Source organism: Pseudomonas rhizozeae, from assembly GCF_031583775.1.
Classification (GTDB): Bacteria; Pseudomonadota; Gammaproteobacteria; order Pseudomonadales; family Pseudomonadaceae; genus Aquipseudomonas.
Window position 1 is genome coordinate 161,053 of the sequence record NZ_JAVLSB010000037.1, and the last position, 26,435, is coordinate 187,487.

Here is a 26,435-nt window from a genome sequence, read left to right on the forward strand (position 1 = left end):
TGGCACGCCAGCTCCCGCAGGTCCGGTGGTGTACCTGTGGGCTTAGCGACGCCGCATCAAGCCAATGAAAAACAACCCGCCAATGGCCGCGGTGGCGACACCGATCGGCAAGTCTTCCGGGGCGATCAGGGTGCGGGCGGCGACGTCGACCCATACCAGGAAAATGCTCCCGAGCAGCACGCACACCGGCAGCAGTCGACGATGCTCGGCGCCCACCAGGCGCCGGGCGATGTGCGGCACCATCAAGCCGACGAAGCCGATCGAGCCGCTGATCGAGACCAGCACACCGGTCATCAGCGACGCAATCAGGAACACCCGCAAGCGCACGGTGCGCGCGTTCAGGCCCAGGGTCACTGCGGTCTGTTCGCCGGCCATCAAGGCGTTTAACGGGCGGGCCATGCCAACCAGCAACACCAACCCCAGCAATACGCTGATGGCCGGCACCGCGAGCAGTTCCCAGCGCGCCAGACCCAAACCGCCGAGCATCCAGAACATCACCGCCGAACTGGCGCGGTGGTCACCCATGAACAGCAGCAGATTGGCGATTGCCATCATCACGAACGACACCGCCACCCCGCACAACAGCAAGCGATCACTGTCGAGCCGACCGTTGCGACTGGCAATCGCCAGGACGCAGAGCATGCTCAGCAAGGCGCCGATGAACGCGGCGATGGGCAAGGTCAGCCGGCCGACGATTTCGCCGACATGCAGCACCACGATCACGGCGCCGAGGGTGGCGCCGGAGGTCACGCCCAACAGGTGCGGATCGGCCAAGGGATTGCGCGTGACTGCTTGCAGCACCGCGCCGATCAGCGCCAGCCCGGCACCGACCAGCGCGCCGAGTAGCATGCGCGGTACGCGAATCAGCCAGACGATGTGCTCCTGACCGGCGCTCCAGTTCACCTCGCCGACACCCAGCACTTTGTGCAGCAGGATGCGCCAGACGATGTCCAGCGGCACCCGCGCCGGGCCGAAGCCCAGCGACACCACGCATGACACCAGCAACAGGGCGCCAAGGGCGGTCAGCAACAGGGCGTAGCGACGGTTGATCATTCGCCGTGGAAACCCTTGGCCAGGGTTTCCACCGCCAACACGTTGTCGATGCCCGGCGTGGCCTGCACGTAAGGGATGACGATAAAGCGCCGATTCTTGATCGCGTCCACCGATTGCAAGGCTTTGTTGTCGAGCAGGAACTGCTCTTTCTGCGCGGCGGTGATTTCGCTGTAGTCGACGATCACGATCACTTGCGGGTTGTGCTCGACCACGGTTTCCCAATTGACCCGGGTCCAACTGGCCTCGACGTCGTCGAGAATATTGCGCCCGCCCGCCGCATCGATCAGTGCTTGCGGCATGCCGAGGCGGCCGGAGGTCATGGCGCGGTCTTCGCCGCTGTCGTACAGGAAGACCCTCGGCTTGTCGGCCGGCAAGTCTTGCCGAATGGCCGCGACCTGCGTTTGCATCTGTGCGATCAACGCGTTGGCGCGGTCCTGCACGTCGAAGATTTTGCCGAGGTTGCGCAGGTCGTTGTAGGTGTCCTCCAGCGTGGCCGCCGGGCGCTTCATGACAAAGGCGCAAGACTCGGTCAGCTCGTAGACGTTGATGCCAAGCGGCAGCAGGGTCTGCGGCGTGAGGTCACCGCCGACGCGCATGCCGTAGTCCCAGCCGGCGAAGAAAAAATCGACGTTGGCGTTAAGCAGGGTTTCCACTGACGGGTATTTCGCCGCCAGTTCCGGCAAACCGTCGAGCAGGCTCTGCATCTCGGGCGTCACTGACTTCCAGCCACTGATCCCGCTGTAGCCGGCCATGCGCGGCTTGAGACCGAGGGCGAGCATCATCTGGGTCATGTTGATGTCGTGGCTGACCGCGTGTTTCGGCGCCTCCTTGAAGGTCACTTCGCGGTTGCAGCTTTGAATGGTCAGCGGGTATTTCGTCGCTTCAGCAAAGGCCTGGGCGCAGCCCAGAGACAGCGCGAGGCATAACAGGGAACGCAAAATCATGGTTAGGTTATCCAGGTAATTCGTGGGTAGCCGTGCAGTGGATGCTGATCGATCAGCGCGCTAACGCCGAACACCTCGCGCAACAGCTCGACGGTCAGCACCTCGTGCGGCGTGCCGCTGGCGACGATGCGACCGTGGTTGATCACGTACAACCGATCACAAAACGCCGCCGCCAGGTTCAAGTCATGGATGCTCGCCAGGGTGCCGATGTTCAGGCGCTTGACCAGTTGCAACAACTCGAGCTGATAGCGCGGGTCGAGGTGGTTGGTCGGCTCATCGAGAATTAGCATTTGCGGTTGCTGCGTCAGGGCGCGAGCCAGGATCACCCGTTGCTTTTCGCCGCCGGACAGCGTGGCGAAGGCGTGATCCTCGAAGCCGCGCAGGCCAACCGATTCCAGCGCCTGCTCGGCAATCGCCCGGTCATCCAGGGTGTCGCCGTCGAACAGACCTTTATGCGGCGTGCGGCCCATGGCGACCACTTCTTCCACGGTCAGGCCGAAGGCGTCAGGGAACTCCTGCAACACCACGGCGATGCGTTGCGCGCACCAACGGGACGACTGTTTCCAGACGTTGTGATGATCGAGCCGCACCTCGCCGCTTGCCGGCTGGCTGAAGCGATACGCACAGCGCAGCAGGCTGGTCTTGCCGCTGCCGTTGGGTCCGATCAGCCCGACGAACTCCCCGGCGCCGACCCGCACCGACGCATCACGCAGTTGAAACTGGTGATGGCAGTGGCCGTGGCCCAAGGGTGTCCAGGCGAGGTTGGCGAGGGTGAGCGAGGTCATTGCAATCCTGGCAGGGCGGTTCCCACGCGGACGTGGGAACGATCAAAAGGCGCGATTCTACAGGGCTGTCAGCATCGCGCATCTCGGCTGTTTCATGATCAAGATGACGCCGGCTCAACATGTCGGGTGAAACGCGACAGCAACAGCCGGTCGAGTAACCACACCACCACCAGCGACGCGCCCACCAGCGGAAACAGCCCAGCCAGAACCAGCATGATCACCACCCCGGTTTTCCAGGTCGGCAGATCGTGGCGCAGCGGCGGCACGCCGAGCTTGCCTTGTGGGCGGCGCTTCCACCAGATCACCAGGCCGCTGACCGAACTGAGCAGGATCATCAGACAGATCAGCAGAATGACGATCTGATTGAATAGGCCGAACATCTTCCCTTCATGCAGCATCACCCCCATTTCCGTGGCGCGGGCGACCGGGCTGTAGTGTTCCCAGCGCACATCGGCGAGCACCTTGCCGCTGTACTGATCGATGTGCAGGGTGGCGTCATTGCGCGGGTCATCGGCGAACACTGCGATGGTGTAGACGCCGGTGGCGGTGCTCGGCGCGGTGATGCTGTAGCCGGGCTCGACCTTGCGCTGGGTGGCGATGTCTTGCACGTTTTGCAAACTGATGGTCGGCGCCGCAGGACCGGCGTGCGCATCGCCGTGGGCCATGTGTTCGGCATGGTCGCCGGACATCGGCATAGGGGTGTTTTCCAGCGCCCAGGGCACAGTCTGGCGGGTGGCGCTGTTGAGGCTGCGGGCCTCGACATCGGACTTCGGCACGTCATTCCACATCGCTGCCGGAAAGGTATTCCAGACGTCGGCAAATTGCTTGCCCCAGAACCCGGTCCAGGTCATGCCGCTGAGCAGCATCATCAGCAACAGTGCGGCGCCCCAGAACCCTGTGACCGCGTGCAAGTCGCGCCACAGCACACGCCCGCGGCTATTCAGGCGTGGCCACAGAATGCCTGCTGCCGTGCGCCCCCGCGGCCACCACAAGTACAGGCCGGAAACCACCAGCACCACCGCCCAGCCGGCGGCGATTTCTACTAGGCGGTCACCGACCGTGCCGATCATCAGCTCACCATGAATGGCGCGGGCGAAGGCTTGCAGGTTGTTCTTCGCGTCCTGGTCACCAAGGACGTCGCCGTGGTAAGGATCGATAAAGACGTTGAGTTCCTGACCGTCCTTGAGCACCACGAATTGCGCGCTGCGATCAGCGGCAACTGGCGGCAGGTACTGTTTGATCGTGGCTTGCGGGTAAGCTTCCATGACTCGTTTCTGCAAGTCATCGGCGGATACCGTGTGATGACCCGTCGGTACGTTCAGCAGGCTGCTGTACATCATTGAATCGAGTTGCGGCTTGAACAGGTAAATCATGCCGGTCAGCGACAGCATGATCATGAACGGCGCGACGAACAGCCCGGCATAGAAATGCCAGCGCCAGGCCAGGTTGTAGAAGCTCGTGTTGGCTTCCTGGGGTGTAGAGGTGCGCATCAGGATCGCTCCGCATGGCGAAAACTAGAACGACACAGTCGGCAGCGTGCGGCTGTCTTCTCGACCGTGTAGGGATTGAATGCGGTGTTACGCGATGATGGGCGGGGCGCGGCTGCGGGCGCCGGGGAAAATGGTTTGGCGGGCGTGGCCGAGGTGGGGCGAAGGCGTAGTGAAGGTGGTCGTTGCGGGCGTATCGAAGTTGGCGAAGGACGCGCCACCCGTCAGCGCCGGGCAGTTGAACAGCAGGCTGCAATAGCCGCACTTTTCCCACAAGGCGTGGTGTTCGGCGGGCGGGCAGTGTTCGGCATTCGCTTGCGCACCATGCTCGCCGTGCTCCATGCCCGGCATGTTCATGCTCATGCTCGAGGGCATGGACATGGACATGCGTTGATCCATCGGCATCGACTGAGCAATCAGCGGACCGATGAAGATCATCAGCATGGCGAACAGGCTGATCCAGCTACCGCGCTTCAGGTTCACTGAGCGGTGGTCGCGGGATGGGCGGTCGCGGCGCGCGCGCATGGGGGGGCGAGGCTCCGGAGTTACTGGGCGTGGACGTGTTCGACGGCGGCGTCCGGGGCTTTTTTCTGCACCGCGACTTCGACGGTCACATCACCGGCCTTCTCGAAATGCAGCGTCAGCGGGAAGCGCTTGCCGTCGCTGAGCAGGCTGCGGTCTTTAAGCTCCAGCAGCATGACGTGGTAAGCCATGGGCGCAAACTTTACCTCGCCACCGGCGGCCACTTCGACACTGGGCACCTCCTGCATTTTCATCAGGTCGTTCTGCATGACGTGCTCGTGCAACTGCGCGATGCCGGCAATCGGCGAGTCGACGCCGAGCAAGCGGTCGGCAGTGCTGCCGGTGTTATGGATAACGAAATAAGCGGCGACCGTGGGGGCGTTCGGTGGCAGTTCCTGAGACCACGGGTGGGCGATTTCCAGCGCGCCAACCTTGTATTCATGGGCATGGGCGAAGCAGGTTGGCAGCATCAGCGCGGCCAGCAGCATCAATTTTTTCAACATGGCAGAACTCCAGGGTGATTCAAAACGCAGGACGATTGCGAAAAGAGTTCACGCCAGGGGCGATGCGCGGGGATTGAGACTGGGCCATTGCTGGCGCGGGGTGAGGCGTTGCGGATCTGCCGATGCCAGGCTCCGGTAGGCCTGTCGATGCGCTACGTATAACTGCGGCGAATGTCCGGGCAACGCCACCAGCGGCGTCGAGCCGGAACAGCACCAGCAATGCTGCATCGCCGAATGCGGGTCACCCTGCGGGGCTTTTTGCCCCAGCCCCGCGACGTCAATCGCCACCAGTTTCGTGCCATTGGAAGAACAGAAACTGCCCCACAACAACTGCTCGGACGCGGACGTCGTCGCGGGCGCCGTGGCGCCGGACACCGGCATGGCGAGCAGGTTGAACAGCACTGCAAAGCAGGCAATCCAGGCCAATGCGAGCCGTTGTCGAGTCATGGACAGGTCCGGTGAGTGGGTGGGCGATCAGGCGCGGCTATTTAGCCTGATCAGGGCCGATAAGTAAAAAAGCACTGTGTGACGTGGTGTCGCAGCGTCAGACAGCGATTGCATGCAGGCGCAACCCCAAGGCCTTCATCACTTTCATGATAGTCCCGAATTCCGGGTTACCTGTGCTGCTCAGGGCTTTGTACAGGCTTTCGCGACCAAGGCCCGCATCTCGGGCAACTTGAGTCATCCCTTGGGCTCGAGCGATGTCGTTGAGCGCCGCACGGATCAACACCCCGTCGCCGGAGTCTTCGTCAAAGCAAGCGTCCAGGTAGGCCGCCATCTCTTCGGGAGTCTTAAGGAACTCCGCCGCATCGAAGCGGGTGAATTCTGCGGTCATGATTCATTCCTCATTACCGATGTTTTTGTGCCATTTGAACGGCACGTCGGATGTCTCTCGTTTGCGTGGATTTGTCACCGCCCACCAGCAGCAGGTAAATCACCTCGTGTTCTCGAGTGAAGTACAGCCTATAACCGGGGCCGTAGTGGACGCGCATCTCATAAATGGCATTACCAACTGAGTCGAAGTCGCCGAAGTTGCCATACTCGGCAGATTTTATCCGGGCAACGATTCGAGCTTTTCCGACCGGATCCCGCAGATTGTGGAGCCATTCAGCAAAGATGCGAGATCGTCTGATTTCGATCATGTGGGATCGTATTCCTTGGGATACAAACTGGCAAGCTGCACTTTCCTTGAGCGGTCTCGTCCTGCTTTCTTGAACGCAGCATGCAGTGGATGAATAAGCAGGAATATAGGGGGCCATCGCTCAAGCTCGCCAGCCGGCCATTTCCTGAAAATCGGCCGGAGAAATCTTGCTTAATGCACCTTTGTTGGAAATTTCCTACACCGAAAGCGCTGCCAGTACCTCACTCACACTCCGAAACTCCCGCCCGACCCCCGGCAACACCGGCCGCTTCAACACCAACACCGGCACCCCGCGTTCGCGGGCGACTTCGAGTTTGGGTTCGGTGGCGCTGCTGCCGCTGTTTTTACTGATCAGTACATCGATCTGCCGGCGTTCGAACAGTGCGCGTTCGTCTTCGATCAGGAACGGGCCGCGGGCGCCGATGACTTCGCAGCGGTCATTGCCGGGGTAAACGTCCAAGGCGCGCAAGGTCCAGAATTGCTCTGGCGGGATTTCGTGCAGATGTTGCAAGGGTTCGCGGCCGAGGGTGAACAGGGGCCGGCGGAAAGGTTGGAGCGCGTCGACCAGTTCGCTCCAGTCCGCCACTTCGCGCCAGTCGTCGCCGGCTTGCGCTTGCCAGGCAGGGCGACGTAAAGCCCAGCAACGGATACCGGTCATGCGTGCAGCGGTCGCCGCGTTGTGGCTGATCTGCGCGGCATACGGGTGGGTAGCGTCCAGTAACAAGTCGATGCCGTGCTCGCCGATAAACCGCGCCAGACCCTCGGCGCCGCCATAGCCGCCGACGCGCACCTGGCAGGTGAGGTCCGTCGGTACACGACCGACGCCCGCCAGGCTGTAAATGTGTTGCGGCCCCAGGGTGCGAGCGATGGCGAGGGCTTCGGTGATGCCACCGAGCAGCAGGATCGGCTTGATCGGGTTACGCATCGAACGGTTTCGTCACATCGAGCAGGGTGATCGGCAAGGCCTGACGCCAGGTGTCGAATTCCCCCAAGGGCTGGGCCTGGGCGATGTGAATTCGGGTCAGTTCACCGCCGTGCCGGTCGCGCCAGGCCATCAGGGTCATTTCGCTTTGCAGGGTCACGGCGTTGGCAACCAATCGGCCGCCAGGTTTAAGCGCGGCCCAGCAAGTATCGAGGACTCCGTTGCGGGTCACGCCGCCGCCAATGAAAATCGCGTCGGGCGGCTCCAGCCCCTGCAGGGCCTGGGGTGCGCTGCCGCGAATCAATTGCAGGCCGGGTACGCCGAGGGCGTCGCGGTTGTGCTCGATCAACTGTTGGCGGCCGTCGTCGGCTTCAATGGCCAGCGCCCGGCAACTGGGGTGCGCGCGCATCCATTCGATGCCAATCGAGCCGCTGCCGGCGCCGACATCCCACAGCAATTCGCCGGGGACCGGGGCGAGTCGGGCGAGGGTGATGGCGCGCACATCGCGCTTGGTCAATTGGCCGTCATGCTGGAAGGCGCTGTCCGGCAAACCGGCGAGACGGGACAGGCGCGGGGTGTCGCGCTCGGCGAGGCATTCGATGGCCAGCACGTTGAGGTCGGCCACGGGCGGATCGCTCCAGTCACTGGCGAGACCCTCGACCCGGCGTTCGGCGTCGCCCCCCAAGTGTTCGAGGACGCTCAGGCGGCTGGGTCCGAAACCGCGCTCGCGCAACAGCCTCGCAATGGCTGCCGGGCTCTGGCCGTCGTTGCTCAGGACCAACAAACGCGCGCCGCTGAATAATTGCGCGTTGAGCGCGGCGAGCGGCCGCGCAACCACCGACAGCGTGACCACGTCCTGCAGTGGCCAGCCCATGCGCGCGGCGGCCAGTGACAAGGATGACGGCGCGGGCAGGATCACCATCTCGTCACCCGGCACCTGGCGCGCCAGGCTGGCGCCGACGCCGAACAGCATCGGGTCGCCGCTGGCCAGCACGCACAGCGCCTCGCCACGGCGAGACAGTAGCGGTTCCAGGGAGAACGGGCTTGGCCACGCTTCGCGTGCGCCGCGAATGCAGGCCGGCAACAGCGCCAGTTGCCGTGGCGCGCCGACAATCCGCGTCGCCCGCAGCAGAGCGTGCCGCGCATTTTTGCCGAGGCCTCTGAAGCCGTCTTCGCCGATACCTACTACGGTCAGCCAGGGTGTCATGCCGTTCCTCAATCAGGGGGATTTTCAGGCGGCATGATAGCGCGGCCGGGGAAGGGGGAAGGGGCCAACGGCGAATTTTTATAAGTATCATCGGTGGATGTAACGCGGAAGTATCTTGAGGCAAGATGCCAACTGCTTCGAATAACAATAACTGTTAGCTTCGGTTTTCTAATGCAGGTATGAACTTACGTGCCGTTCAGTTTAAGTACACGCGAATGAGTCGTGGTGTTAACGCAAGTCATAAGGATATGAACATGACAACTATCGAAGATGAGGAACTCATCAGGCTGATTGCACAGGAACCGTTCGCCAGAACAAGCAGCGGCAACAGTGCGGGACAGATCAGCGGCCGCTCCATGAGCCTGTTTGCGGGTTCGCTGTCGAGGGATGAACGACGCATGGTCAGTCGCAGCGGGCGCTACGCCCGGTTGAGTGCCGACGCGGTGCTGGACTCTCGCACACAGGCGCCGCTGTGGTTCGAGTATCACACCGCCGGGCTGATGAATGTCGGCTGGCGGGTGGATTTCGACAGTGTGCGCAAAGTCGTGCGCAGCAACTTCGGCGGCAGTCTGGTCACCGGCTATCGCGACGCGACCTGGGATATTGTCAATCCGCAAGTTCGTGCGTTGACGGCTGAAGTTTTAAAACGCTTTGAAGCCAGTCCGCCGGGCCAAAGTCTGTTCTTTTCCAATATCGAAGAAGCGCGAATTTTTAACATTATGCCGGTGGTTCACAATGCCGCCGGGCAAGTGGAGTTGCATGTGCACTTCGTTAACCTATTCGTTAAAGAGTGGACCAACAAGTTCTGGTTTTGGGACATCCCGGAACGCAGCGCCGAACTTTCCGTGTCTATCGCCCACTTCGTGCTGGATAAACAGCGCTACGTCGAACGACAACCGATGTTGGACAAAGCCCTGATGGATTTCGCCGAGGATGAACTCGACTTTTGAGTGATCCGACCGGCAGGCTTTTCATGCCTCCGGGCAAAGCAGGCATAATGGCGGCTTTTCGCATCCATGCGCCCACAGCCAGCCGGTCTCCCCGTGAACCAACGCCCGATCTCCAACGCCTTACGCCCCTCGGCTTGTCCGGGGTTGCTGCGTATTGTCCAGGCGCTGGATGGCGGGATCTGTCGGATCAAGCTCGACGGCGGTTCGCTCAGCAGCGCCCAGGCCGAGGCCGTTGCCGAGGCGGCGCAGCGGCATGCCGGTGGCGTGATCGAAGCGACCAATCGCGGCAATCTGCAGATTCGCGGCATCGTCGGTGAACATGACGCGCTGATCGAGGGCCTGATGGCTGCGGGTCTCGGGCCAAGCACGGCGGGCGGCGATGATGTGCGCAACCTGATGCTCAGCCCGAGTGCCGGGATCGATCCCGCGATGATCGTCGACACCCGTCCGCTGGCCGGGCAGATCCTCGCCACCCTGCAGAATCATCGGCCCTTCCATGACCTCTCGGCCAAGTTCGCCGTGCAACTGGACGGCGGCGAAGCGCTGGCGATGCTGGAACACCCCCATGACGTGTGGCTGAGCGCGTTCCAGCGTGACGGCGAAACCCTGTTTGCCTTCGGCCTGGCCGGGTGCCCGACCGATCCGCCAGTGGGCGCGGTGCCGTTGGCGCAAGGGCATGCCTTGGTGGTGGCGGTACTCGAGACTTTCCTGGCACTGGCCACGCCGCAGCAGACGCGTATGCGCCATCTGCTGGCCGACCTTTCGGTTGCACGCGTCTTGCAAGCGTTGGCCGAGCGTTTGAACTGGGTGGCGGTCGAGACCTGGCATCGCGTCGCAACTGCAACCCATGTCGGCATCTATCCCCAGCGACAACCAGGCCTGGTAGCTGTCGGTGCGGTGCCACCTTTGGGCCGACTCGACCCCGCCATGCTGCGTGGCGCCGCACGACTGGCTGGGCAGTGGGGCGATGGCAGCCTGCGCCTGACACCTTGGCAAAGCCTGCTGCTACCCAACCTTCGCGCCGAAGACGCCGCCCACGTCAGCGCCGCGTTGCAGGCCTTGGGTTTTGTCGTTTCGCAGGCTGATCCCCTGGCGCATTTGCTGGCCTGCACCGGTTCCGCCGGGTGTGGCAAGGGCCTGGCGGACACCAAGGCCGATGCGCGGCAACTGGCCGCGCTGGCGCAGCGTCACGGCCAGCGGCTGGATGTGCACCTTTCTGGCTGTTCGCGCTCGTGCGCGGCGGCGCATGTCGTGCCGGTGACCTTGCTGGCCGTCGCCCCCGGTCGCTACGACCTGTATTTTCGCGCAGCAGGGGTGGCCGGATTCGGCGTCCTGCAGGCGCGCAACCTCACTATTGAAGCGGTCGGCGCAGTGTTAGACGCCGACCCACGGAGCCCCTTTGATGCTTGATTACATCCGCGACGGTCAGGAGATCTATCGCAACTCCTTCGCGATCATCCGCGCCGAGGCCAACCTGTCGCGCATCCCGGCCGACCTGGAAAAACTCGCGGTGCGGGTGATTCACGCCTGCGGCATGGTCGAGGCCATCGACGGTCTGCAATTTTCCGAAGGTGCCGGCCGCGCCGGACGTGAGGCGCTGGCCGCTGGCGCGCCGATTTTGTGCGATGCGCGCATGGTCTCCGAAGGCGTGACCCGCACCCGTTTGCCGGCCAATAACCCAGTCATTTGCACCCTGCGCGATGACAGCGTGCCGGAACTGGCGCGCGAGCTGGGCAATACTCGCTCCGCCGCCGCACTGGAACTGTGGCGTCCGCACCTGGCGGGCAGCGTGGTGGTGATCGGTAATGCGCCGACTGCGTTGTTCTACCTGCTGGAAATGCTCGACGCCGGCGCGCCGAAACCGGCGCTGATCCTCGGTTTCCCGGTGGGCTTCGTTGGCGCCGCCGAATCCAAGGCGATGCTCGCGGCCGACAGCCGTGGCGTGCCGTTTGTGATCATGCAGGGCCGGCTCGGCGGCAGCGCCATGGCCGCCGCTGCGGTCAACGCCCTCGCCACGGAGATTGAATGATGCAGGCACCCGGACGTTTGATCGGACTCGGCGTGGGCCCCGGTGATCCGGAACTGATTACCGTCAAGGCCCTGCGCCTGCTGCGCGAATCGCCGGTGGTGGCGTACTTCGTGGCCAAGGGCAAGAAAGGCAACGCTTTCGGCATCATCGAAGCGCACCTGCAAGACGCACAGAACCTGCTGCCGCTGGTGTACCCGGTGACCACCGAGGCGCTGCCGGCGCCGTTGTCCTATGAGCAAGTGATCAGCGACTTCTACGACAGCGCCGCCGAGCAACTGGCCGCGCACCTGCACGCCGGTCGTGACGTGGCGGTGATCTGCGAAGGCGACCCGTTTTTTTACGGCTCCTACATGTACCTGCACGATCGCCTCGCCACGCGCTACCCGGCCGAAGTGGTGCCCGGCGTGTGCTCGATGCTCGGCGGTGCATCGGTGCTGGGGGCGCCGCTGGTGTATCGCAATCAGAGCCTGTCGGTATTGTCCGGCGTGTTGCCCCACGAAGACCTCAAGCGGCGCCTGGCGGATGCCGACGCCGCGGTGATCATGAAGCTGGGACGCAACTTTCCGAAAGTCCGGCAAGTGCTCGAAGAGCTGGGCATGGCCGAGCGTGCGCTGTACGTCGAACGCGCCACCATGGCCAATCAGAAAATCGTCCCGCTCGATCAAGTCGAACCGATGTCGTCGCCGTACTTCTCGCTGATTATCGTGCCCGGCGAACGGTGGCAAGGATGAATGGGCATTCGCTGCCAGCGATCGTTATTCTCGGCCAGGGCAGCCTGGCGACCGCGCGGCGTATCCAGCAGCACTACCCCGGCGCGCTGATTCATGGCCTGGCCGGTCGCGTCGAGGGCGCCGACCAGACTTACCGCGAGTTCGGCACGACCCTGCGTCAGCTCTACCAGCAGGACACGCCAATCATTGCCCTATGCGCGGCGGGCATCGTCATCCGCACCCTGGCGCCGCTGTTGCTGGAGAAGGGCGCCGAGCCGCCGGTGCTCGCGGTCGCTGAAGATGGCAGCGCCGTGGTGCCGCTGCTGGGCGGGTTGGGCGGGGTCAACGACATGGCTCGGGAGATCGCCGCAACGCTGGAGGTCTCGGCCGCCATTACCACCAGCGGCGAATTGCGTTTCGGCACCTGTTTGCTCAATCCGCCGGAAGGCTATGCCTTGGGTGATATCGAACTGGGTAAACGCTTTGTTTCGGACCTGCTCGCCGGCGAGTCGGTACGCATCGAAGGCCCCGCTCCGTGGCTGGATGCAGCGCAATTGCCGGAAGACCAACAGGCACGCCTGGCGATTCACGTCAGCCACGCGGAACGTTTGCCCAGCGCCGATGAACTGCTGATCTATCCGCGTAATGTGGTGGTGGCACTGAAGGGCAACGGGCCTGATTGCGCCGGCGCCATTCGCGCGGCGCTGCACGGGGCGCAAATTGCCTTGCCTTCCGTGGCGTGCCTGCTGGCGGATGCGGCGGACATGGCCCGCCCGGAGCTGCACGACGCCGCGTTGGAACTGGCGCTGCCGCTGCGTTTCAGTGACGGCGCCGGCAGTGTGCTGGCGCTGGCTGAACAGAGCGCGCAACCTTTGCTGACCTCGGTCGACGTCAGCGCCGATCTGGCGATTGCCGTGGCCACTCAGCCGCTGGACCCACAGCACATCGGTCGCGCCCGTGGCCGCTTGGCGGTGATCGGTCTTGGCCCTGGCGCGGCGGACTTGATGGTGCCGGCGGTCAAGGCTGAGCTGGCCCGCGCCAACGATGTGCTGGGCTACGAAACCTACGTGCGCATGGCCGGGCCGTTCCGCGCCGACCAGGTGCTGCACTGCACCGACAACCGCGAAGAAATGCAGCGGGCGCGGCATGCGTTCGAACTGGCGGCGAGCGGTCGTTCGGTGGTGGTGGTGTCGTCCGGTGATCCGGGGGTGTTTGCCATGGCGGCGGCGGTGCTCGAAGCGCTGCACGATTCCAGCGACCCGGCGTGGCACAACGTCGATCTGCAAATGTTGCCCGGCGTCTCGGCCTCGCTGGCCACCGCAGCCCAGGCCGGCGCCCCGCTGGGGCATGACTTCTGCGTGATGTCGCTGTCGGACAATCTCAAGCCCTGGTCGATCATCGAAACGCGCCTCGACCACGCCTGCCAGGCCGACCTGACGCTGGCGTTCTACAACCCGATTTCCCGCTCCCGCCCGTGGCAGTTGGGCCGTGCGCTGGAGATCGTCGCGCAACATCGTGATGCGCACACGCCGGTGGTGCTGGGGCGTGACATCGGGCGCCCCGGGCAAACACTGCGGGTCACCACCCTCGGTCAACTGACTCCGGACCAGGTCGACATGCGCACCATGGTGCTGATCGGCTCATCCACCACCTGCACTTTTCCTCGTGCCGGGGGCGGTGAGTGGGTCTACACCCCGCGCTGGTACGGGGAAAAACCGGCGTCTTGAATAATAGCGGCCAGTGATGGCCGCTTGTTTGTTTTATGGCAAGTTAATCAAATACCTGTATATGACATTTGTTCATACTTTTACGCGCGCTCGCCGTTAATAAAAAATGTCAGCGTGTATCGACACTAATTGAATTTCTTTTGCGTTTGAATTGCGCTCGGGCGCTGGTTAGTTTGTTGGCGGGTTCATGAAGAACCACTCGCAAATTTGAAAGGAATTCATAAAGTGTCGAACTCGACTCAACACAAAACATCCGTATTACACCGTATTGCTTATCTTGAAGAGTGCAACAAGTTGCTCGGCGAAAGCCTGCCGTCCATACAGCCGCGCACCGCAGCCATGACGCTGAACGGCGATCTACCGGTTGATAAAGATGCACTGAACGCGGCCATCCTGAATTCCGGAATCATCGGTTTTGATCCCGGCATGACCAAACGCAACAAGCGCATTACCAAGAACTGCTTTCAATACGCCGACCTGAAAGCGTTGATGGAATTTCCCCGGGAAACCCAGAAAGAACAGCGCTTTCACGCCTTCACCCGGACCATGCGCGCTTGCGGCTGGATGTTCTGGAAAGACCCTTACACCCGTTATAACGCGTCGGCCAAAACCCTCACCATGGACAACATCGCCCTGGACATCATCCAGACCGTGGTCGCCGGCTCGACCGGCGTCGGTGTTGCCCCCGCGCTGAACAAAGCGGCGCAGGCCACGATGAAAGCGCTCAAGGATCATCCCGCAGCCTTGAAACTGTTCGAGGCCAATGCCCAGAAAGCCGACGGCGGCAATTTCGCCATCACCACCTGCCAGCAGGACCACGAAGGCGAAGTGACTCTGGCCGTTGCGGCCATCCAGTACAGCTGCCGTGTGCCAAGCACCAAAGTGCTGTTCTGGGAATATGCCACGACCGACGTTGAAATCTGGGAAGGGCAGTGCGCCATGACCATTGAGGAAGAAGACTATCTGCCGGTTGAAGCCCTTGTGAATAAAGGCCTGGCGGCCATGCGCCAGAAGTTGATCGAGATGGAATTTTCCCCCGCCGCTTGATCAGTCACGGGCCGGAGGCGACCGGCCTTCGGCCTGTCTTCACAAGGAACTTGTGCATGGACGCTTCAACGTATTCGACCTGGCTGGTGGCCGGCGCCGTCGTGCTGGTCAGCGATGCCCTGTCCGCCACTGAACAACAAGACGCCCTGGATGCCTTGCTGTATTCCCGGGCCGTGGCCTCGCTCAAACACCCGGATTTCGCCGACCAGGCGCTGTGGGCCGAGGCGTACAAAAGGGCGATGCGCATCGTCGGCGGCCTGCCGCTGGACGACGCCCACGTGGACATACCGAATGAACTGCCGCAGGGCTTCACCCTCAGCCAGTTGCTGATGCCGATCGTGGCCTGCTCCGCATTGAAGCCTGTACACGATGCTGTGCAACGCAGCTTGCAGGCGTTGTCGCGGTATGCCGCCGAAACGAGCGAAATGCGCTTGTTCAGGGAACACCTGACTGTAGGGAAAACCGGCGTGCGTTTACACATCGCCGTAGTGGATCGCGGCTTGCTGATTCGTTCGCTATGGATATGTTTCGCCAGCGACGAAGTGATCGCCGCCGCGCCGCTAGAGCAGTGTTTCAGTCAGCGCCTGGTTGCCGATCAGATTGCCCTTTACCAGCACAACGTCGTGATAGAAGAAGACGACTACGTACAATCGCGCGATACCGTTAGTTCACTGTTGGGTGGGCGACGACAACTTCAGTTGTTGCCCGTTAATGCTTCATTAAAAAGCCAATAATAGTTATTCGCTATTTCGCTGTTGTCTATTAATTACGCCGAAAGGGCGTATTCGGATAAATAATCTGTCGCATTGGATGAAGGAATATCCGGTGCGGCAGTTTGACGTGACTTAATATTTTTGTGAGTAACCTGTTATGGATGACATCAAGTTGAGCTCTTCGGGGTGGTCAGCCTCGATTGATATTGTCGACGTTAAAGCACAGTTGTCACCGTATTCGGATCATTCCGGATTGGCGGCATTGGAGCGTTATGACCTGGCAGCCAGAAAAGCATCGGCTTTCTCCGACGAGTTGCTGGCAGTTCAGCTATTCAAACAGCAGTTGTCGTCGATGATTGAACCGCTGGGTGCCAATGCGCCCGCGGCACTTCATCGCTTATTGGCGTCGGTAGTGGAGTACGCGGCGCGCTGTGAAAAAACCGTCGCCCTGCTGGCCGATGTGGCGCCGTCAGTGCCGAAAATCATGCATTTTGTCTGGGTGGGCGGCAGCGAATTCGGGCCGATCCAGCGCGATTACATGAACATCTGGCGCCAGGTCATGGCGCCGCAGGGGCATGTGTTCAACCTCTGGTACGACAGCGATGCGTTGCTGGCCTTCGAAATGAATCGCACGATCCTGGAGAGCGCGCGGGTGCATGCGATGCAGTCCGGCGGCGCCGCAGCGGTCTCACCTGGCGAACTGGCGCGCATGATCGAAGATCGGGCGCGGGTGCTCAAGCAACAGATGTTCGCCCACCTCACTCAGCCACAATGGCTGGGTAAAGCCGATGACGCGCGGATCGATCTGATGGTTCGCGCTTACGGCAAGGACCGCGACACGCTGATCGCCTTCCGGCAGAAGTGCCTGGACAGCCACGTCGCCATGGTCGATCAAACGACCCGCCTGCGGGATGTTCGCCAGGTGTTCAGGGCGGATGCGCTGTGGGACGTGTATGAGCGCGAAGTCGCCCTGCGTGGCAACTTCGCCGCCGCCAGCGACGTGGTGCGCCTGCAAGCCATGGATCTGGAGGGCGGTCGCTACAGCGATCTGGACTACTTGCCGGGCCTGTCGAAAAACCTCGGCGGCGTCGACATTTCCAGTTTCGATGAACGCGCGCGCATCGGTGTGTTGCAACTGTTGCTCAATGCTGACGACAGCTTGCTGCCCGGTCGCAACGCGGCGCGCTATGACGACCGGACACCGTACATACCGACGGAGCATCGGGACGCCTTGCAACGGTTTGCGGACAGCAAACCCGGTGTTCATCGGTTGTTCGTCGCCCCCGAAGACAATCGGGCCGCACTGGATGGCATGCGCCTGGCCGGGGTACTGGGCAGTGACATGAATTCGCACATCATCGCCCAGCCAGGCAGCGGAGCGGTGCGTGCGACGCTGGACCTGATTCGCTTCAACTACGACTGTTTGCTGGAGATCGAGCGCAGGCTGGTGGCGGCGGGCGCAGGGTTCACTGATTCCGAGGGAACGCTGGGGGTGATCCTCGAGGTCCTGGCCGAGCACTACGAAAAGCTGCCGCTGAATTCGCGGTTCAATCCGGATTTCCAAGGCAAAGTCGCCAGCGGACTGCTCGGTTATTTCATGGACGGCATCCGCCCCGATGCCCGTGGCACCATCGCGTTGACCGGGCCCGGCGCGACGGTGACCGGCCTCGAAACCTACGCCAAGGCTCAGCTGTCGCCGCTCGGCGCATTAAAGGCCCGGGAAATGTCGAGGTTGCACGAGGGCTTCACCGACGCCACTGAAGAGGACAAGATTTCCGGCTGGACCGTCAACGCCGGTACCCCCGAAGAATGGCTGAAGCTGGAGCAGGAAAAATGGGCTGCCGGCCGTTACCGGACCCATTACCTCGGGGATTTCACGGCGCTGCTCAAAGAGCAGACCCTGACCTTCGAAAAAGGCTGGCCGGTCATCGAAGGCCGAACGGTGCTGCACGCCGACTTGCTGCAGCGCTGGGCCGATGAGTTGGGCGAGCCCTTTATCCGCGCGATGAACGACAAGCTGAGCGGCGACGTGCGGTTCGACAGACCCTTGCGCGTCACCTTCGATGACCGTCAGTTGGCGTTGGCGCAACCGGCCGCCGAACTGCCGCTGTCGCTGGGCGCCGAGCCGCTGGGCAACTGGAACGAAGTGCTGGCGCGCATCGCCCATGGTTCGTTGCCGCTAGAGCAGTTGAGCCCGGCTCATCGGTTGTTTCTCGGCGGCTTGTTCGGCGCTGAAAGCCTGGACGAGGCAGGCTTCGCCACGGCGTGGGCAGACACCCTGACGCTGGCGCGGGACACCGCCGAGCGGGGGCTCGACCAACGTTATCTGGGCATCGAGCAAGCGTTGCTCAAACAACAGCCTCGCGCCTTTGCCGAGGGTTTCGCGGCGGCGCAGGCCGCACAGCCCGTCAGCGGCGACAACGTCCGCGCGCTCAAGGCCTTGGCCCTGGCGCAGCCCCTGACCCTGCGCCAGTGGGGCGAGCATGTGGGGCGAATTCGCCAGCAGGCCGAACGGGAATTACGCAGCGATATTTTTGCGCGCAGTGCCGCGGTGCTTGAAAGCTTCATCGAGTCGGGGGCCTCGACTGCGAAACTGATGCCGCAAGGCTTGTTGATTCGCCGCGAGGGCGACCTGGCGCGGCATTGTTACCCGCTGGTGTTGAGCATGGCCGCCGCGCTGGAAAAAGGGCCGTCGGCGGTCGATGCGCTGAGCGGCCGGTTGGCCAACGCCAATCTGGAGCCGAATGCGGCGGACGCTCAGGCCTTCCTGCGGGCGTTGCGCGAGTTGCGCACGGTGCCGATGCGCGAGACCGGGGCGATCCACGGCGCCGCCCGGCTTGATCGGATTTTGCAAATGCTGGAGGCCAGAACAACCACCGGCAGCCTGATGCTCAACACCGACAATCATTCGCTGTTGGTGGCGAAAGTGATGGACGGCGAGTTGAGCAGCTACCGTTTTTACGATCCGAATTTCGGGGTCTTTGGCTTTGAGCAGATGCAGGGGTTGCGCCGTGGCCTGGAGCAGTTCTTTGGCAATCCCCAAGTGGCGCGGTTGTACGGCATCGCGCCTTCGGTGGATGCGACGTTTAACGTGATCGACCTCAATGGCGCCGGCATTGCCGACCTGAGCTTGCCCTCGAAGATCAGCGTCGCGGCGTTGCTCGACCATGGCCCGATCGGTTCCGGTCCGGCCCTGGCACCGTGGCGGCAGCATGCCGGGTTGCGCGTGCGGTCGTTATCGGAAAACGCCCGGCTGGGTCGCGGCTTGTGCGAACTGGATGCGCGGCACTGGGCGACGCAAATCGAGCGCAGTTCGGCGCGCTTGCAAGCCGAGGGCAAACTGGGCCGCGAGTATGTGCCGGTGTTCGAGAGCGTGCGGGAAATGCCCGGTGGCCACTACGACATCAGCCTGGTGCACCTCGGCGATCCGCAGCGCACGGTGCGGCTCGTGAGCACCGATGGCGCCCTGGCGCGCATCAAGTCGTTCCTGACCGAGACCTTCCAGACACTCTCGGTCAAGCCTTCAATCCCCGGCGTAGTCGACCCGACGGACATCAGCCCGATACACACCCTGAACGCAGCGTTTACCGTCCAGGCGTTGTTACTGACGTTGCACGATTATGAACAACGCAACGGTTTCGGCGAACACCGCGCCCTGACCACCGCCGTGCGCATGCACGGTTACCTCAGTTATGCCCAGTTGGCCCATGGCAACGTGGTCGATCTGGTGGAATTGGTCACGTTGGTACGGGTGGCGCTCAGCGATGCGCCACTGGTGGCCCGGACCACCACGTCGGTGGTGGTCAACGCCTTGAGTCATATCGCTCGCGATGGCGTGGCCACGGTGCTGCAACTGGCGACGGTCGGCTTTGATATCTACTTGCTGGTCAACGCGCGCAATGACTTCGAACGAGCCCAGTACGGCACGCAATTGGCCTTCGATGCCACGGGCCTGGCACTGTCGGCCGCCGGCATCGGTGCCGGGTTGGCCGGGGCCAGTACAACGGCAGCGTTTTTCGGCGGCGCCGGGGTGATCTTCAGTGGCTTGGCGATCGGCATCAGCGCGCTGGTGGAGGGGTTCAACGGCATACTCGAACGCGGCCAGCAGATTGGCAAATACCTCAATCGGGTGAAGCGGGCTTATGAGTCGCACAGCCATTCGGTCAAGGATGGGATTTTCTACCCCAGCCCCTATGCGCACATTGAAGAAATCGACTTGCGCAACAAGCGCCTGACGTTCGGCAGCCAGGAAATTCTCGGCGCCGATGATTACTCGGTCTTGCACGTGCCGAACCAGAATCCCGATCGCTCCAAAGCCATCAATATTCGCCGGCACTTCGGGCTGGCCGAACATGCCGCCCTGGGCGACGTGTCGAATTTCCAGACCCTGGTGCTGCCCTGCGTGGCGAAAACCTGGTTTGGTTTCGACTACTCGGCGCTGCCGTTCTCGACCACGCGCAGCGAGCACTTTGAAACTGCGTTGGCCCTTGAAAATGATGCCGACGGCAACCGGCAATTCTGGTTCACCTTCTATCGGTTCCCCACCGAATACATCTTGCACAATCTCTACCCGGTGGAGGTTGAGACGACAATCAAGGTCTGTCTCGACGAGGTGCCCCGTGCCCTGTTGGTGCCGGAGTTGCCCAAGGCCCTGCACGGCAAACTGACCTATGTACTCGAAGGCAATGGCGGCCATTGTGTACTGGCCGTCGACGCCGGCGTACGCGCGGTGCATCTGATGCAGGCTGCGGCGGCGCAGGCCTCTTCGTGGACGCTGCGGGCGCTGTGGCTTGGTGACGCGGGGATCGTCGTCGAGCCGGGACGCCTGCGGTTGGGTGAGCTGGTGGTCGAGGTCGAGGGTACGCCAGAGCTGTTGATTCAGACCGCGGACGATACTCTGCGCGTGGACTGGACGGATAACAGTCTGCTGGTCGATGACCTGGCCCTCGAACCGGACGCCGATACGCCAGCCACCCGGGATTTGCTGCGCGCCCTGTCCCGGGCCAAACGCCTGGCCCGTCCGCTGACCACCGTGCAGAACTTTCGGGTGCCGCTGGGGGATCCCGAAGCGCCGCAACACACCACGGCGTATTACGAGCAGGCCCGTGACCGGTTCATCTACAGTCGTGACTTGCCGTCTGGGTTGGGAGCTGAGGCAAGCCTCGGCGCGGTGGTGGGTCAGTGGGCGTATTTCTATGCCGCGGCGCAAGCTTTGGTGTGGCGCGTCGATGTGGTCACCGGCCAGGTAGCTCGCTTCTATCAACTGATGGACCCGGTGCCGGGCTCAAGGATTTCCTTGTTCCAGGACCTTGGCCACGGCGCGATGCGCATCGTGCAACACCTGACGCAACGCAGCGGCCATGAGGTCGAGGCCACGTATCTGCTGGGGGACGACGACTTGCTGCTGCTGGCGCTGGCCGGGCGACTCACGCCGCGTCAGAACGCCTTGCTGGGCAATGCCAGCCTGGCCTGGTCGAACTTCTGCTGGGATTACGAGTTGCTGGTACGCCGCTCGAAACTGCAACCGCGCAGCGACGTGCCGGTGGTGAATTATCAGCCTGCGCCGTTCGCTTCGATCACGCGTTTTAGTGAGGGCCAGAAAGAACCTCTCAGCACTTGGGTGCGCAGCCGCGATGGCCTGCTGATCCGGCCCAACGTGGCGGCGGTCGAAGGCCCCGGCGGTTCCGTCAACCCGTTACTGCTCACGCCGCCCACCAGCCATGGCAACACCTTTGTGTTCTATGACAAAAACAACCGCAGCCTCTACCGGCAAACCCTGGGTGTACAGGCAATGGGCGCGGCCGAGCGCATTGAAATAGCGAATGTCATGGACGTGATTGCCACTGAAGGCCGTTACGTGGCATTGACCCGAGACGGCTTGTATTTCGATATCGACGAACAGGGGCAGTTGAACCTGGCCGGCGTGACCGAGGACTGGCTGGCGCGCATTCGGGAACCGCTGGGCATCGACTTCCAGTGGTGGACCGAAGTCGCCGCCGTGGCGACGAAGCATCACGCCTCAAGCGTGGCAATCATCGGCTTGGGCAACGGCGTGGGCAATGAAAAGCTCTGCGCCTGGTACGTCGAGGGCCGGCCGCTGGTGGCGGACATGGGCGGCGGCAAAGTGGTGCGGTTGCTGGCGTTGACCTCGGACAAGGAGGCGGCGTGGCTGCTGGACGTGTCCGGCGGGCATATCTATCGCCAGGACTTTGTCGGGCCTGAAGAACTGTCGGCAGCGTTTGCCAACGATCTGCGACTTCACGGCCAAGGCCAGTTACCGACACCGCAACAGGTCTGGCCTGAATGGTCGTTCGTCCAGGCCTGGGGTCATGAGGACGGCTTGCGCGGGCGCACCGCTGACGGTGTTGAGGTCGAGATGTATTGGGGCGAACCGGCGCGGGTGGTCGGCGTCACGGCGCAGTGGCTGAAGAAAAACGGCAGCCAGCATGCTTACGATGCACCCGCCAGGCTGGCATTGCAGGCGTTGACCCATCGGTTCAAACACGCGCCTTTCATTCAAGTGGGTGGCTATCAGGGCTATCACTGGTACGTCAGCGAACTGGATCGCGTGCTGGGTGAATCCAACACACAACTGGAGACGCGGATCCTGGGCGTGCGTAACAAGAATGTGGCGTTACTGCATGAGGTGCCCAGCCGGCTGACCTACAGCACTTCGAAAGACATCTGGCTGGCGAACAGCCTTGCACGCCGGGACGCCGAAGTGTTGACGCTGCAATCCGAGGGCGCACCCGATGATCTGCTGCGGGTGCTTCCGGACGGCGTCACTCGGTTGATTCTGAGCGACAGTCAGGATGCAATCAGTTGCCGTGTGTCCAAGGCACTCTGGCAGCGTTTGGAATGCGTGGTTCTGGATGGGCGTCCGGCGGGGGAGGCGCCGCGTCCCGGCACACTGAGCCTGGAAACGGGGGCGCAGGATGACTGGCGGGTTGAACGGGTCGAGCAGCATGTGCTGTTCACCGATCCGGACAATGGCCACTGCCTGATTCTGCGAGACGTACTCGCCGGCGGCCGGGTGGTTGCGGATTCACTGACCCTCAGCGTTGAGGTCCTTGGCGCCAGGCACAGCCTGAGCCTCGAGCAACTGCTGGCAGCGCTGGAGGCCGAGGCCGCCAGCCATTCGCTGGCGGCGCTGGTGGCGAGCATCGCCTCGGCGTAGACCGTGCACAGCCGATAAAAAAGCGCCGCCGGTTAATCAACCGGCGGCGCTTTGTTGTACAAGGCAACCCGTCACGGCACCAGGTAACCCCTGACCCCGGTGAAGATGATTTGCGCCGCCAGGGCGCACACGAACAGGCCCATCAAACGGCTGACAATCTGCAAACCCTGATCGCCGAGTAGTCGTTCGATGTTGTTCGACAAGTACAGCACCACGCCTACGGTCAGGCTGGCCATGGCAATGCTGAGGATCGCGGTGAGCTTGTCATCCCAATGCGGCTGGCTCACGCCCATCACCAGCAGCGCACCGATGGTGCCGGGGCCGACCGTCAGCGGGATGGTCAGCGGCACGATGGTCACGTCCTGCTGCACATTGTCGGTCTGCACCACCGCTTTGCCTTGGGCCATGCCCAGCGCCGAGATGAACAGCACGCTGCCAGCGCCAATGCGGAACGCGTCGACGGTGATCCCGAACACACTGAAAATCACTCGCCCGAACAGGTACAGCAGCACACTGGAGACCAGCGTGGCCAATGCCACTTTCCAGGCCAGGCGTCGTTGTTCCTTGCGCGAATAACCGCGCGTCAGGCTGATGAAGCAGGAAAGGACGAAGAACGGGCTATAGAGCACCAGCATCTTCAGGTAAACGCTGAACAACACGTGGAGCATGGTGATGGCTCACGGCGAGAAAAGTCGAGGGGCAGTCTATCAGGCCAACGTTAGGTTGTCGGCTTAGGGGGTGTGAGCCGAATTGCGGGTCTGCTGCTCACGTTGGGCCACCCAATGTTCGATCAGCTCGCGCAATTGCGACAGCTCCACCGGTTTGGCCATGTGTCCGTCCATGCCGGCCTGGCGCGCACGTTCCTTATGCTCGGTGAGGATGTGCGCCGTCAACGCCACCACCGGCGTGCGAATCCGTTGGTTGCCGACTTCCCAGGCGCGCAACTGCTGGGTCGCGGAGAAACCGTCGAGCACCGGCATTTCGCAGTCCATCAGCACCAGGTCGTAGCGTTGGGCTTTCATCGCTTGCAAGGCTTCTTCGCCGTTGCTGGCGGTGTCGGGTTGCAGGTTGAGCTTGCCGAGCATGCCCCGGATGACCTTGGTGGAAATGCTGTTGTCTTCAGCCACCAGAATGCGGAAATCGCTCGGCACCTTGACCGATAACGGCGTGCCGGCGGCCGAGGACTGGTTCAGCGCCAGGCCTTTGTTGCGCTGCGTGAGTTCGTCGGCCAGGGTGGTTTTCAGGGTGTAGCCGGCCACGGGTTTGGCAAGGATGCGCTTGACCCCGCTGTTGCGGGCGATGACTTTGCTCGGCGCATTGCTGATGCCAGTGAGCATGATCAACAGGATGTCGTTGTTCAGGCTCGGGTCTTCCTTGATCTTCGCCGCCAACTGCATGCCGGTCATGCCAGGCATGTTCTGGTCCAGCAGCACCACGTCGAAATAGTCGCGCAGGTGCGCCTTGGTGCGCAGCAGCGCCAGCGCTTCCTTGCCCGAGGGCACCGCGCTGACATTCAAGCCCCAGGCGCTGCACTGCTGCACCAGGACTTTACGACAAGTGTCGTTGTCGTCCACCACCAACACCCGCGCGCCTTGCAACGGGCCGTCGAGGTCGGAAGTCGGATGTTCCAGTCGCTCCGGGTCCAGGGGCAGGGTCAGCCAAAGGGTGCTGCCCTGGTTGGCGCCGCTCTTGAGGCCGAATTCGCCCTGCATCAAGCGCACCAGTTGCCGGGCGATGACCAGGCCAAGGTTGCCGCCCAGGGGCGTGGCAGAAAGGAAGTTCTTGCTGTGCAGTTCAGAGTGCAGCAGGGCGTCGCGCTCCTCCGGATCCATGGGCACGCCGCTGTCCTGTACGGCGATGCGCAAGCGTGGCGCGGCGTTGCGGTCGTCGATGGCCACGACAATCAGCACCTCGCCTTCATCGGTTTTCTTCAGGGCGTTTTCCAGCAGGCTCAGCAGGGTCTGGCGCAAGCGTGTCGGGTCACCGCTGATCACGCGTGGCACTTGCGGCTGGATAAAACTGATCAGCTCGACGTTCTGCTGCTCGGCCTTGGCGCGGTAGATACTCAGGCAATCCTCGATCAACGCGTTGAGGTCGAACTGCACGTCGTCCAGTTCGATCTGCCCGGACTCCAGGCGCGAGATGTCGAGGATCTCGTTGATCAGCGTCAGCAGTTCATTGCCGGCGCTGTGGATGGTTTGCACATAGTCGCGCTGCTTGACCGACAGCGGCGTGCCGAGCAGCAGTTCGGTCATGCCCAGCACGCCGTTCATCGGGGTGCGGATCTCGTGGCTGATCTTGGCCAGGAACTCGGCCTTGGCGTTGATTTCCGCATTGCTGGCGGCCAGGTCGCGGCTAACGCTGAAGCGGTCTTCGGTGATGCTGCGCTGGCGCTCGCCGAGGGCAATGCTCATCAGCAGGCCGCTGATGCAGATAAACACCAGCAACGTGATGATCAGGCCTTGCGGCGCCACCATGGTCAGGCCGAGCAGGGCGGGCAGGATGATCAGGGTACCGAGGTTGAACACCAGCATCGCCGCAACGAACAGCCGCGCCGGACGGTAGCCTTGTTGCCAGTGGCAGGCGCTGACAAACAACATGCTCAGGCCCGCGAGGGCGACCAGGCCGTAAGTGATCAGGTTCAGCGGCAGGGTGTTGACGAACAACAGCAACAGCCCGCAAACGGTGATGAGCACGATGTTGACCAGCAGCAGCCTGTTCAGCGGGTGCGGGCCGAGGGGGGCGAAGAACCGGTAGGCGAACATCAACCCGCAAGGGGCGGTCATCAGCAGCGCCAGATAGGCCCCCGGCGTTTGCACCGCGTGCCAGTCCGGTAACCAGGGCCCGGCCAGGTTCAGCAATAGCAGCAGGCTGAGCATCAACAGCCCTTCGCAGATTGCCAGCCACACACTGCTGCGTGAGCGGGTGTAGGCGTAGCGCACCAGGTTATGCAGGATCAGCATCGCGAGGCAGCCGAACAGCAGGCCGTAGACCAGCGTCTGGGTCTGGTTGGCGGCGGTTTGTACCGCCGGTTGCAGGGTGATGTAGGGGCGCAATTGATGGTCGGAAACCAGGCGCACGTACACATCGAGGGTCTTGTCGCTTTGCGGCAGCGGCAGCATGAAGTCACTGCTGGGCAGCGGGCGCTCGGCCTGGGGCTGTTGTGTGCCAGTGTTGCGGTGCTCGATCAGTGTGTCGCCGTCCAGCACGTAGAGACTGAGGCGCGACAGGTCCGGGGCGAACACGCGCAGCAATTGCTCGTGTTTGCCGGGGGCCAGTTTGAAGCGCAGCCACAGCGCGCCTTCAGGGTTGGCGGCAGTAAGTTTTTCGAGGTCGATGGGGCTGAATTGGTTGGTATAGCGGGCGGAACGAATGTCGCTCAGTTGCAGGCTGCCTTGTTCGTCGAGCAGTACCGACCAGCCGCTGCCAGGCGCGGCCTGGGCCGGGAGCATGCAGAGCAAGGTCAGCAAAGTGACGGTAAGGCTGATGGCAATCCTGAGCCAGCGCACGGCGAAATC

21 protein-coding genes are annotated in these 26,435 nt (G+C 62.5%); 8 read left to right on the top strand and 13 right to left on the bottom strand.

What is annotated here, in order from left to right:
- Positions 1 to 42: 42 nt before the first annotated feature.
- The 11 genes from RG836_RS12290 to cbiE all read right to left on the bottom strand — a co-directional run bounded on the left by RG836_RS12290 (position 43) and on the right by cbiE (position 8,564).
- Entirely contained in the window at positions 43 to 1,053 is a 1,011-nt protein-coding gene (locus tag RG836_RS12290) for a FecCD family ABC transporter permease (RefSeq protein WP_310845726.1), read from the bottom strand.
- Entirely contained in the window at positions 1,050 to 1,997 is a 948-nt protein-coding gene (locus RG836_RS12295; protein WP_310845727.1) for an ABC transporter substrate-binding protein, read from the bottom strand. Before RG836_RS12295 ends, RG836_RS12290 begins: the two co-directional genes overlap by 4 nt.
- 2 nt (positions 1,998 to 1,999) lie before the next feature.
- A complete protein-coding gene (locus RG836_RS12300) occupies positions 2,000 to 2,782 on the bottom strand; it encodes an ABC transporter ATP-binding protein (RefSeq protein WP_310845728.1) in 783 nt (260 codons plus the stop codon).
- Between the two features lie 98 nt (positions 2,783 to 2,880).
- Positions 2,881 to 4,272 (bottom strand): PepSY-associated TM helix domain-containing protein, encoded by a 1,392-nt coding sequence (locus RG836_RS12305; protein WP_310845729.1) that lies wholly within the window; start codon positions 4,270 to 4,272, stop codon positions 2,881 to 2,883.
- An 87-nt stretch (positions 4,273 to 4,359) separates the two neighbouring features.
- Positions 4,360 to 4,794 carry a DUF2946 domain-containing protein gene (locus RG836_RS12310; protein WP_310845730.1) on the bottom strand — a complete coding sequence of 145 codons (435 nt, stop codon included), beginning with the start codon at positions 4,792 to 4,794 and terminating at the stop codon, positions 4,360 to 4,362.
- A gap of 20 nt (positions 4,795 to 4,814) precedes the next feature.
- The gene (locus RG836_RS12315; protein WP_310845731.1) at positions 4,815 to 5,294 is read right to left on the bottom strand and encodes a copper chaperone PCu(A)C; all 480 of its coding nucleotides are present in this window, start codon (positions 5,292 to 5,294) and stop codon (positions 4,815 to 4,817) included.
- Positions 5,295 to 5,342: 48 nt separating this feature from the next.
- Entirely contained in the window at positions 5,343 to 5,741 is a 399-nt protein-coding gene (locus RG836_RS12320) for a DUF2946 domain-containing protein (RefSeq protein ID WP_310845733.1), read from the bottom strand.
- Between the two features lie 97 nt (positions 5,742 to 5,838).
- Positions 5,839 to 6,129, bottom strand: coding sequence for an addiction module antidote protein (locus RG836_RS12325; RefSeq protein WP_310845734.1), 291 nt, complete (start codon positions 6,127 to 6,129; stop codon positions 5,839 to 5,841).
- 13 nt (positions 6,130 to 6,142) lie between these two features.
- Positions 6,143 to 6,436 carry a type II toxin-antitoxin system RelE/ParE family toxin gene (locus RG836_RS12330; RefSeq protein WP_310845735.1) on the bottom strand — a complete coding sequence of 98 codons (294 nt, stop codon included), beginning with the start codon at positions 6,434 to 6,436 and terminating at the stop codon, positions 6,143 to 6,145.
- Between the two features lie 195 nt (positions 6,437 to 6,631).
- Positions 6,632 to 7,348 (bottom strand): cobalt-precorrin-6A reductase, encoded by a 717-nt coding sequence (locus tag RG836_RS12335; protein ID WP_310845813.1) that lies wholly within the window; start codon positions 7,346 to 7,348, stop codon positions 6,632 to 6,634.
- Positions 7,349 to 7,352: 4 nt separating this feature from the next.
- Positions 7,353 to 8,564 (bottom strand): precorrin-6y C5,15-methyltransferase (decarboxylating) subunit CbiE, encoded by a 1,212-nt coding sequence (cbiE, locus tag RG836_RS12340; RefSeq protein ID WP_310845737.1) that lies wholly within the window; start codon positions 8,562 to 8,564, stop codon positions 7,353 to 7,355.
- Between the two features lie 215 nt (positions 8,565 to 8,779).
- On the opposite strand from cbiE, the gene RG836_RS12345 reads away from it, so the two are divergent.
- The 8 genes from RG836_RS12345 (at position 8,780) to RG836_RS12380 (ending at position 22,917) form a co-directional block, all read left to right on the top strand.
- Entirely contained in the window at positions 8,780 to 9,514 is a 735-nt protein-coding gene (locus RG836_RS12345) for a hypothetical protein (protein WP_310845739.1), read from the top strand.
- Between the two features lie 108 nt (positions 9,515 to 9,622).
- Complete coding sequence (cobG, locus tag RG836_RS12350) at positions 9,623 to 10,924, top strand: precorrin-3B synthase (RefSeq protein WP_310845815.1); 1,302 nt, start codon at positions 9,623 to 9,625, stop codon at positions 10,922 to 10,924.
- Positions 10,917 to 11,543: a precorrin-8X methylmutase gene (locus tag RG836_RS12355; RefSeq protein ID WP_310845741.1), complete on the top strand. Its 627-nt coding sequence runs from the start codon at positions 10,917 to 10,919 to the stop codon at positions 11,541 to 11,543. Before cobG ends, RG836_RS12355 begins: the two co-directional genes overlap by 8 nt.
- Positions 11,540 to 12,274 carry a precorrin-2 C(20)-methyltransferase gene (locus RG836_RS12360; RefSeq protein WP_409078078.1) on the top strand — a complete coding sequence of 245 codons (735 nt, stop codon included), beginning with the start codon at positions 11,540 to 11,542 and terminating at the stop codon, positions 12,272 to 12,274. The genes RG836_RS12355 and RG836_RS12360 overlap by 4 nt, the downstream gene beginning before the upstream one ends.
- Positions 12,271 to 13,980: a precorrin-3B C(17)-methyltransferase gene (gene cobJ, locus RG836_RS12365; RefSeq protein WP_310845743.1), complete on the top strand. Its 1,710-nt coding sequence runs from the start codon at positions 12,271 to 12,273 to the stop codon at positions 13,978 to 13,980. Before RG836_RS12360 ends, cobJ begins: the two co-directional genes overlap by 4 nt.
- Before the next feature lie 225 nt (positions 13,981 to 14,205).
- The gene (locus RG836_RS12370) at positions 14,206 to 15,027 is read left to right on the top strand and encodes a hypothetical protein (protein WP_310845744.1); all 822 of its coding nucleotides are present in this window, start codon (positions 14,206 to 14,208) and stop codon (positions 15,025 to 15,027) included.
- Between the two features lie 56 nt (positions 15,028 to 15,083).
- Positions 15,084 to 15,761 (top strand): hypothetical protein, encoded by a 678-nt coding sequence (locus RG836_RS12375; protein ID WP_310845745.1) that lies wholly within the window; start codon positions 15,084 to 15,086, stop codon positions 15,759 to 15,761.
- Positions 15,762 to 15,897: 136 nt separating this feature from the next.
- Positions 15,898 to 22,917 (top strand): TcdA/TcdB pore-forming domain-containing protein, encoded by a 7,020-nt coding sequence (locus RG836_RS12380; RefSeq protein ID WP_310845746.1) that lies wholly within the window; start codon positions 15,898 to 15,900, stop codon positions 22,915 to 22,917.
- 71 nt (positions 22,918 to 22,988) lie between these two features.
- On the opposite strand, the gene RG836_RS12385 is transcribed toward RG836_RS12380, so the two are convergent.
- Positions 22,989 to 23,585 carry a MarC family protein gene (locus tag RG836_RS12385; protein WP_310845747.1) on the bottom strand — a complete coding sequence of 199 codons (597 nt, stop codon included), beginning with the start codon at positions 23,583 to 23,585 and terminating at the stop codon, positions 22,989 to 22,991.
- Between the two features lie 63 nt (positions 23,586 to 23,648).
- The gene (locus RG836_RS12390; RefSeq protein ID WP_310845748.1) at positions 23,649 to 26,426 is read right to left on the bottom strand and encodes a hybrid sensor histidine kinase/response regulator; all 2,778 of its coding nucleotides are present in this window, start codon (positions 26,424 to 26,426) and stop codon (positions 23,649 to 23,651) included.
- Positions 26,427 to 26,435: the final 9 nt, after the last annotated feature.

Bases quoted from the DNA above. Each gene is read 5' to 3' on its own strand.
- RG836_RS12375 (WP_310845745.1), top strand. From the start codon at position 15,084: ATGGACGCTTCAACGTATTCGACCTGGCTGGTGGCCGGCGCCGTCGTG.
- RG836_RS12345 (WP_310845739.1), top strand. From the start codon at position 8,780: ATGAGTCGTGGTGTTAACGCAAGTCATAAGGATATGAACATGACAACT.
- RG836_RS12320 (WP_310845733.1), bottom strand. From the start codon at position 5,741: ATGACTCGACAACGGCTCGCATTGGCCTGGATTGCCTGCTTTGCAGTG.
- RG836_RS12355 (WP_310845741.1), top strand. From the start codon at position 10,917: ATGCTTGATTACATCCGCGACGGTCAGGAGATCTATCGCAACTCCTTC.
- RG836_RS12385 (WP_310845747.1), bottom strand. From the start codon at position 23,585: ATGCTCCACGTGTTGTTCAGCGTTTACCTGAAGATGCTGGTGCTCTAT.
- RG836_RS12295 (WP_310845727.1), bottom strand. From the start codon at position 1,997: ATGATTTTGCGTTCCCTGTTATGCCTCGCGCTGTCTCTGGGCTGCGCC.
- RG836_RS12290 (WP_310845726.1), bottom strand. From the start codon at position 1,053: ATGATCAACCGTCGCTACGCCCTGTTGCTGACCGCCCTTGGCGCCCTG.
- RG836_RS12300 (WP_310845728.1), bottom strand. From the start codon at position 2,782: ATGACCTCGCTCACCCTCGCCAACCTCGCCTGGACACCCTTGGGCCAC.
- RG836_RS12325 (WP_310845734.1), bottom strand. From the start codon at position 6,129: ATGACCGCAGAATTCACCCGCTTCGATGCGGCGGAGTTCCTTAAGACT.
- cobJ (WP_310845743.1), top strand. From the start codon at position 12,271: ATGAATGGGCATTCGCTGCCAGCGATCGTTATTCTCGGCCAGGGCAGC.
- RG836_RS12315 (WP_310845731.1), bottom strand. From the start codon at position 5,294: ATGTTGAAAAAATTGATGCTGCTGGCCGCGCTGATGCTGCCAACCTGC.
- RG836_RS12380 (WP_310845746.1), top strand. From the start codon at position 15,898: ATGGATGACATCAAGTTGAGCTCTTCGGGGTGGTCAGCCTCGATTGAT.
- cbiE (WP_310845737.1), bottom strand. From the start codon at position 8,564: ATGACACCCTGGCTGACCGTAGTAGGTATCGGCGAAGACGGCTTCAGA.
- RG836_RS12305 (WP_310845729.1), bottom strand. From the start codon at position 4,272: ATGCGCACCTCTACACCCCAGGAAGCCAACACGAGCTTCTACAACCTG.
- RG836_RS12360 (WP_409078078.1), top strand. From the start codon at position 11,540: ATGATGCAGGCACCCGGACGTTTGATCGGACTCGGCGTGGGCCCCGGT.
- RG836_RS12330 (WP_310845735.1), bottom strand. From the start codon at position 6,436: ATGATCGAAATCAGACGATCTCGCATCTTTGCTGAATGGCTCCACAAT.
- RG836_RS12310 (WP_310845730.1), bottom strand. From the start codon at position 4,794: ATGCGCGCGCGCCGCGACCGCCCATCCCGCGACCACCGCTCAGTGAAC.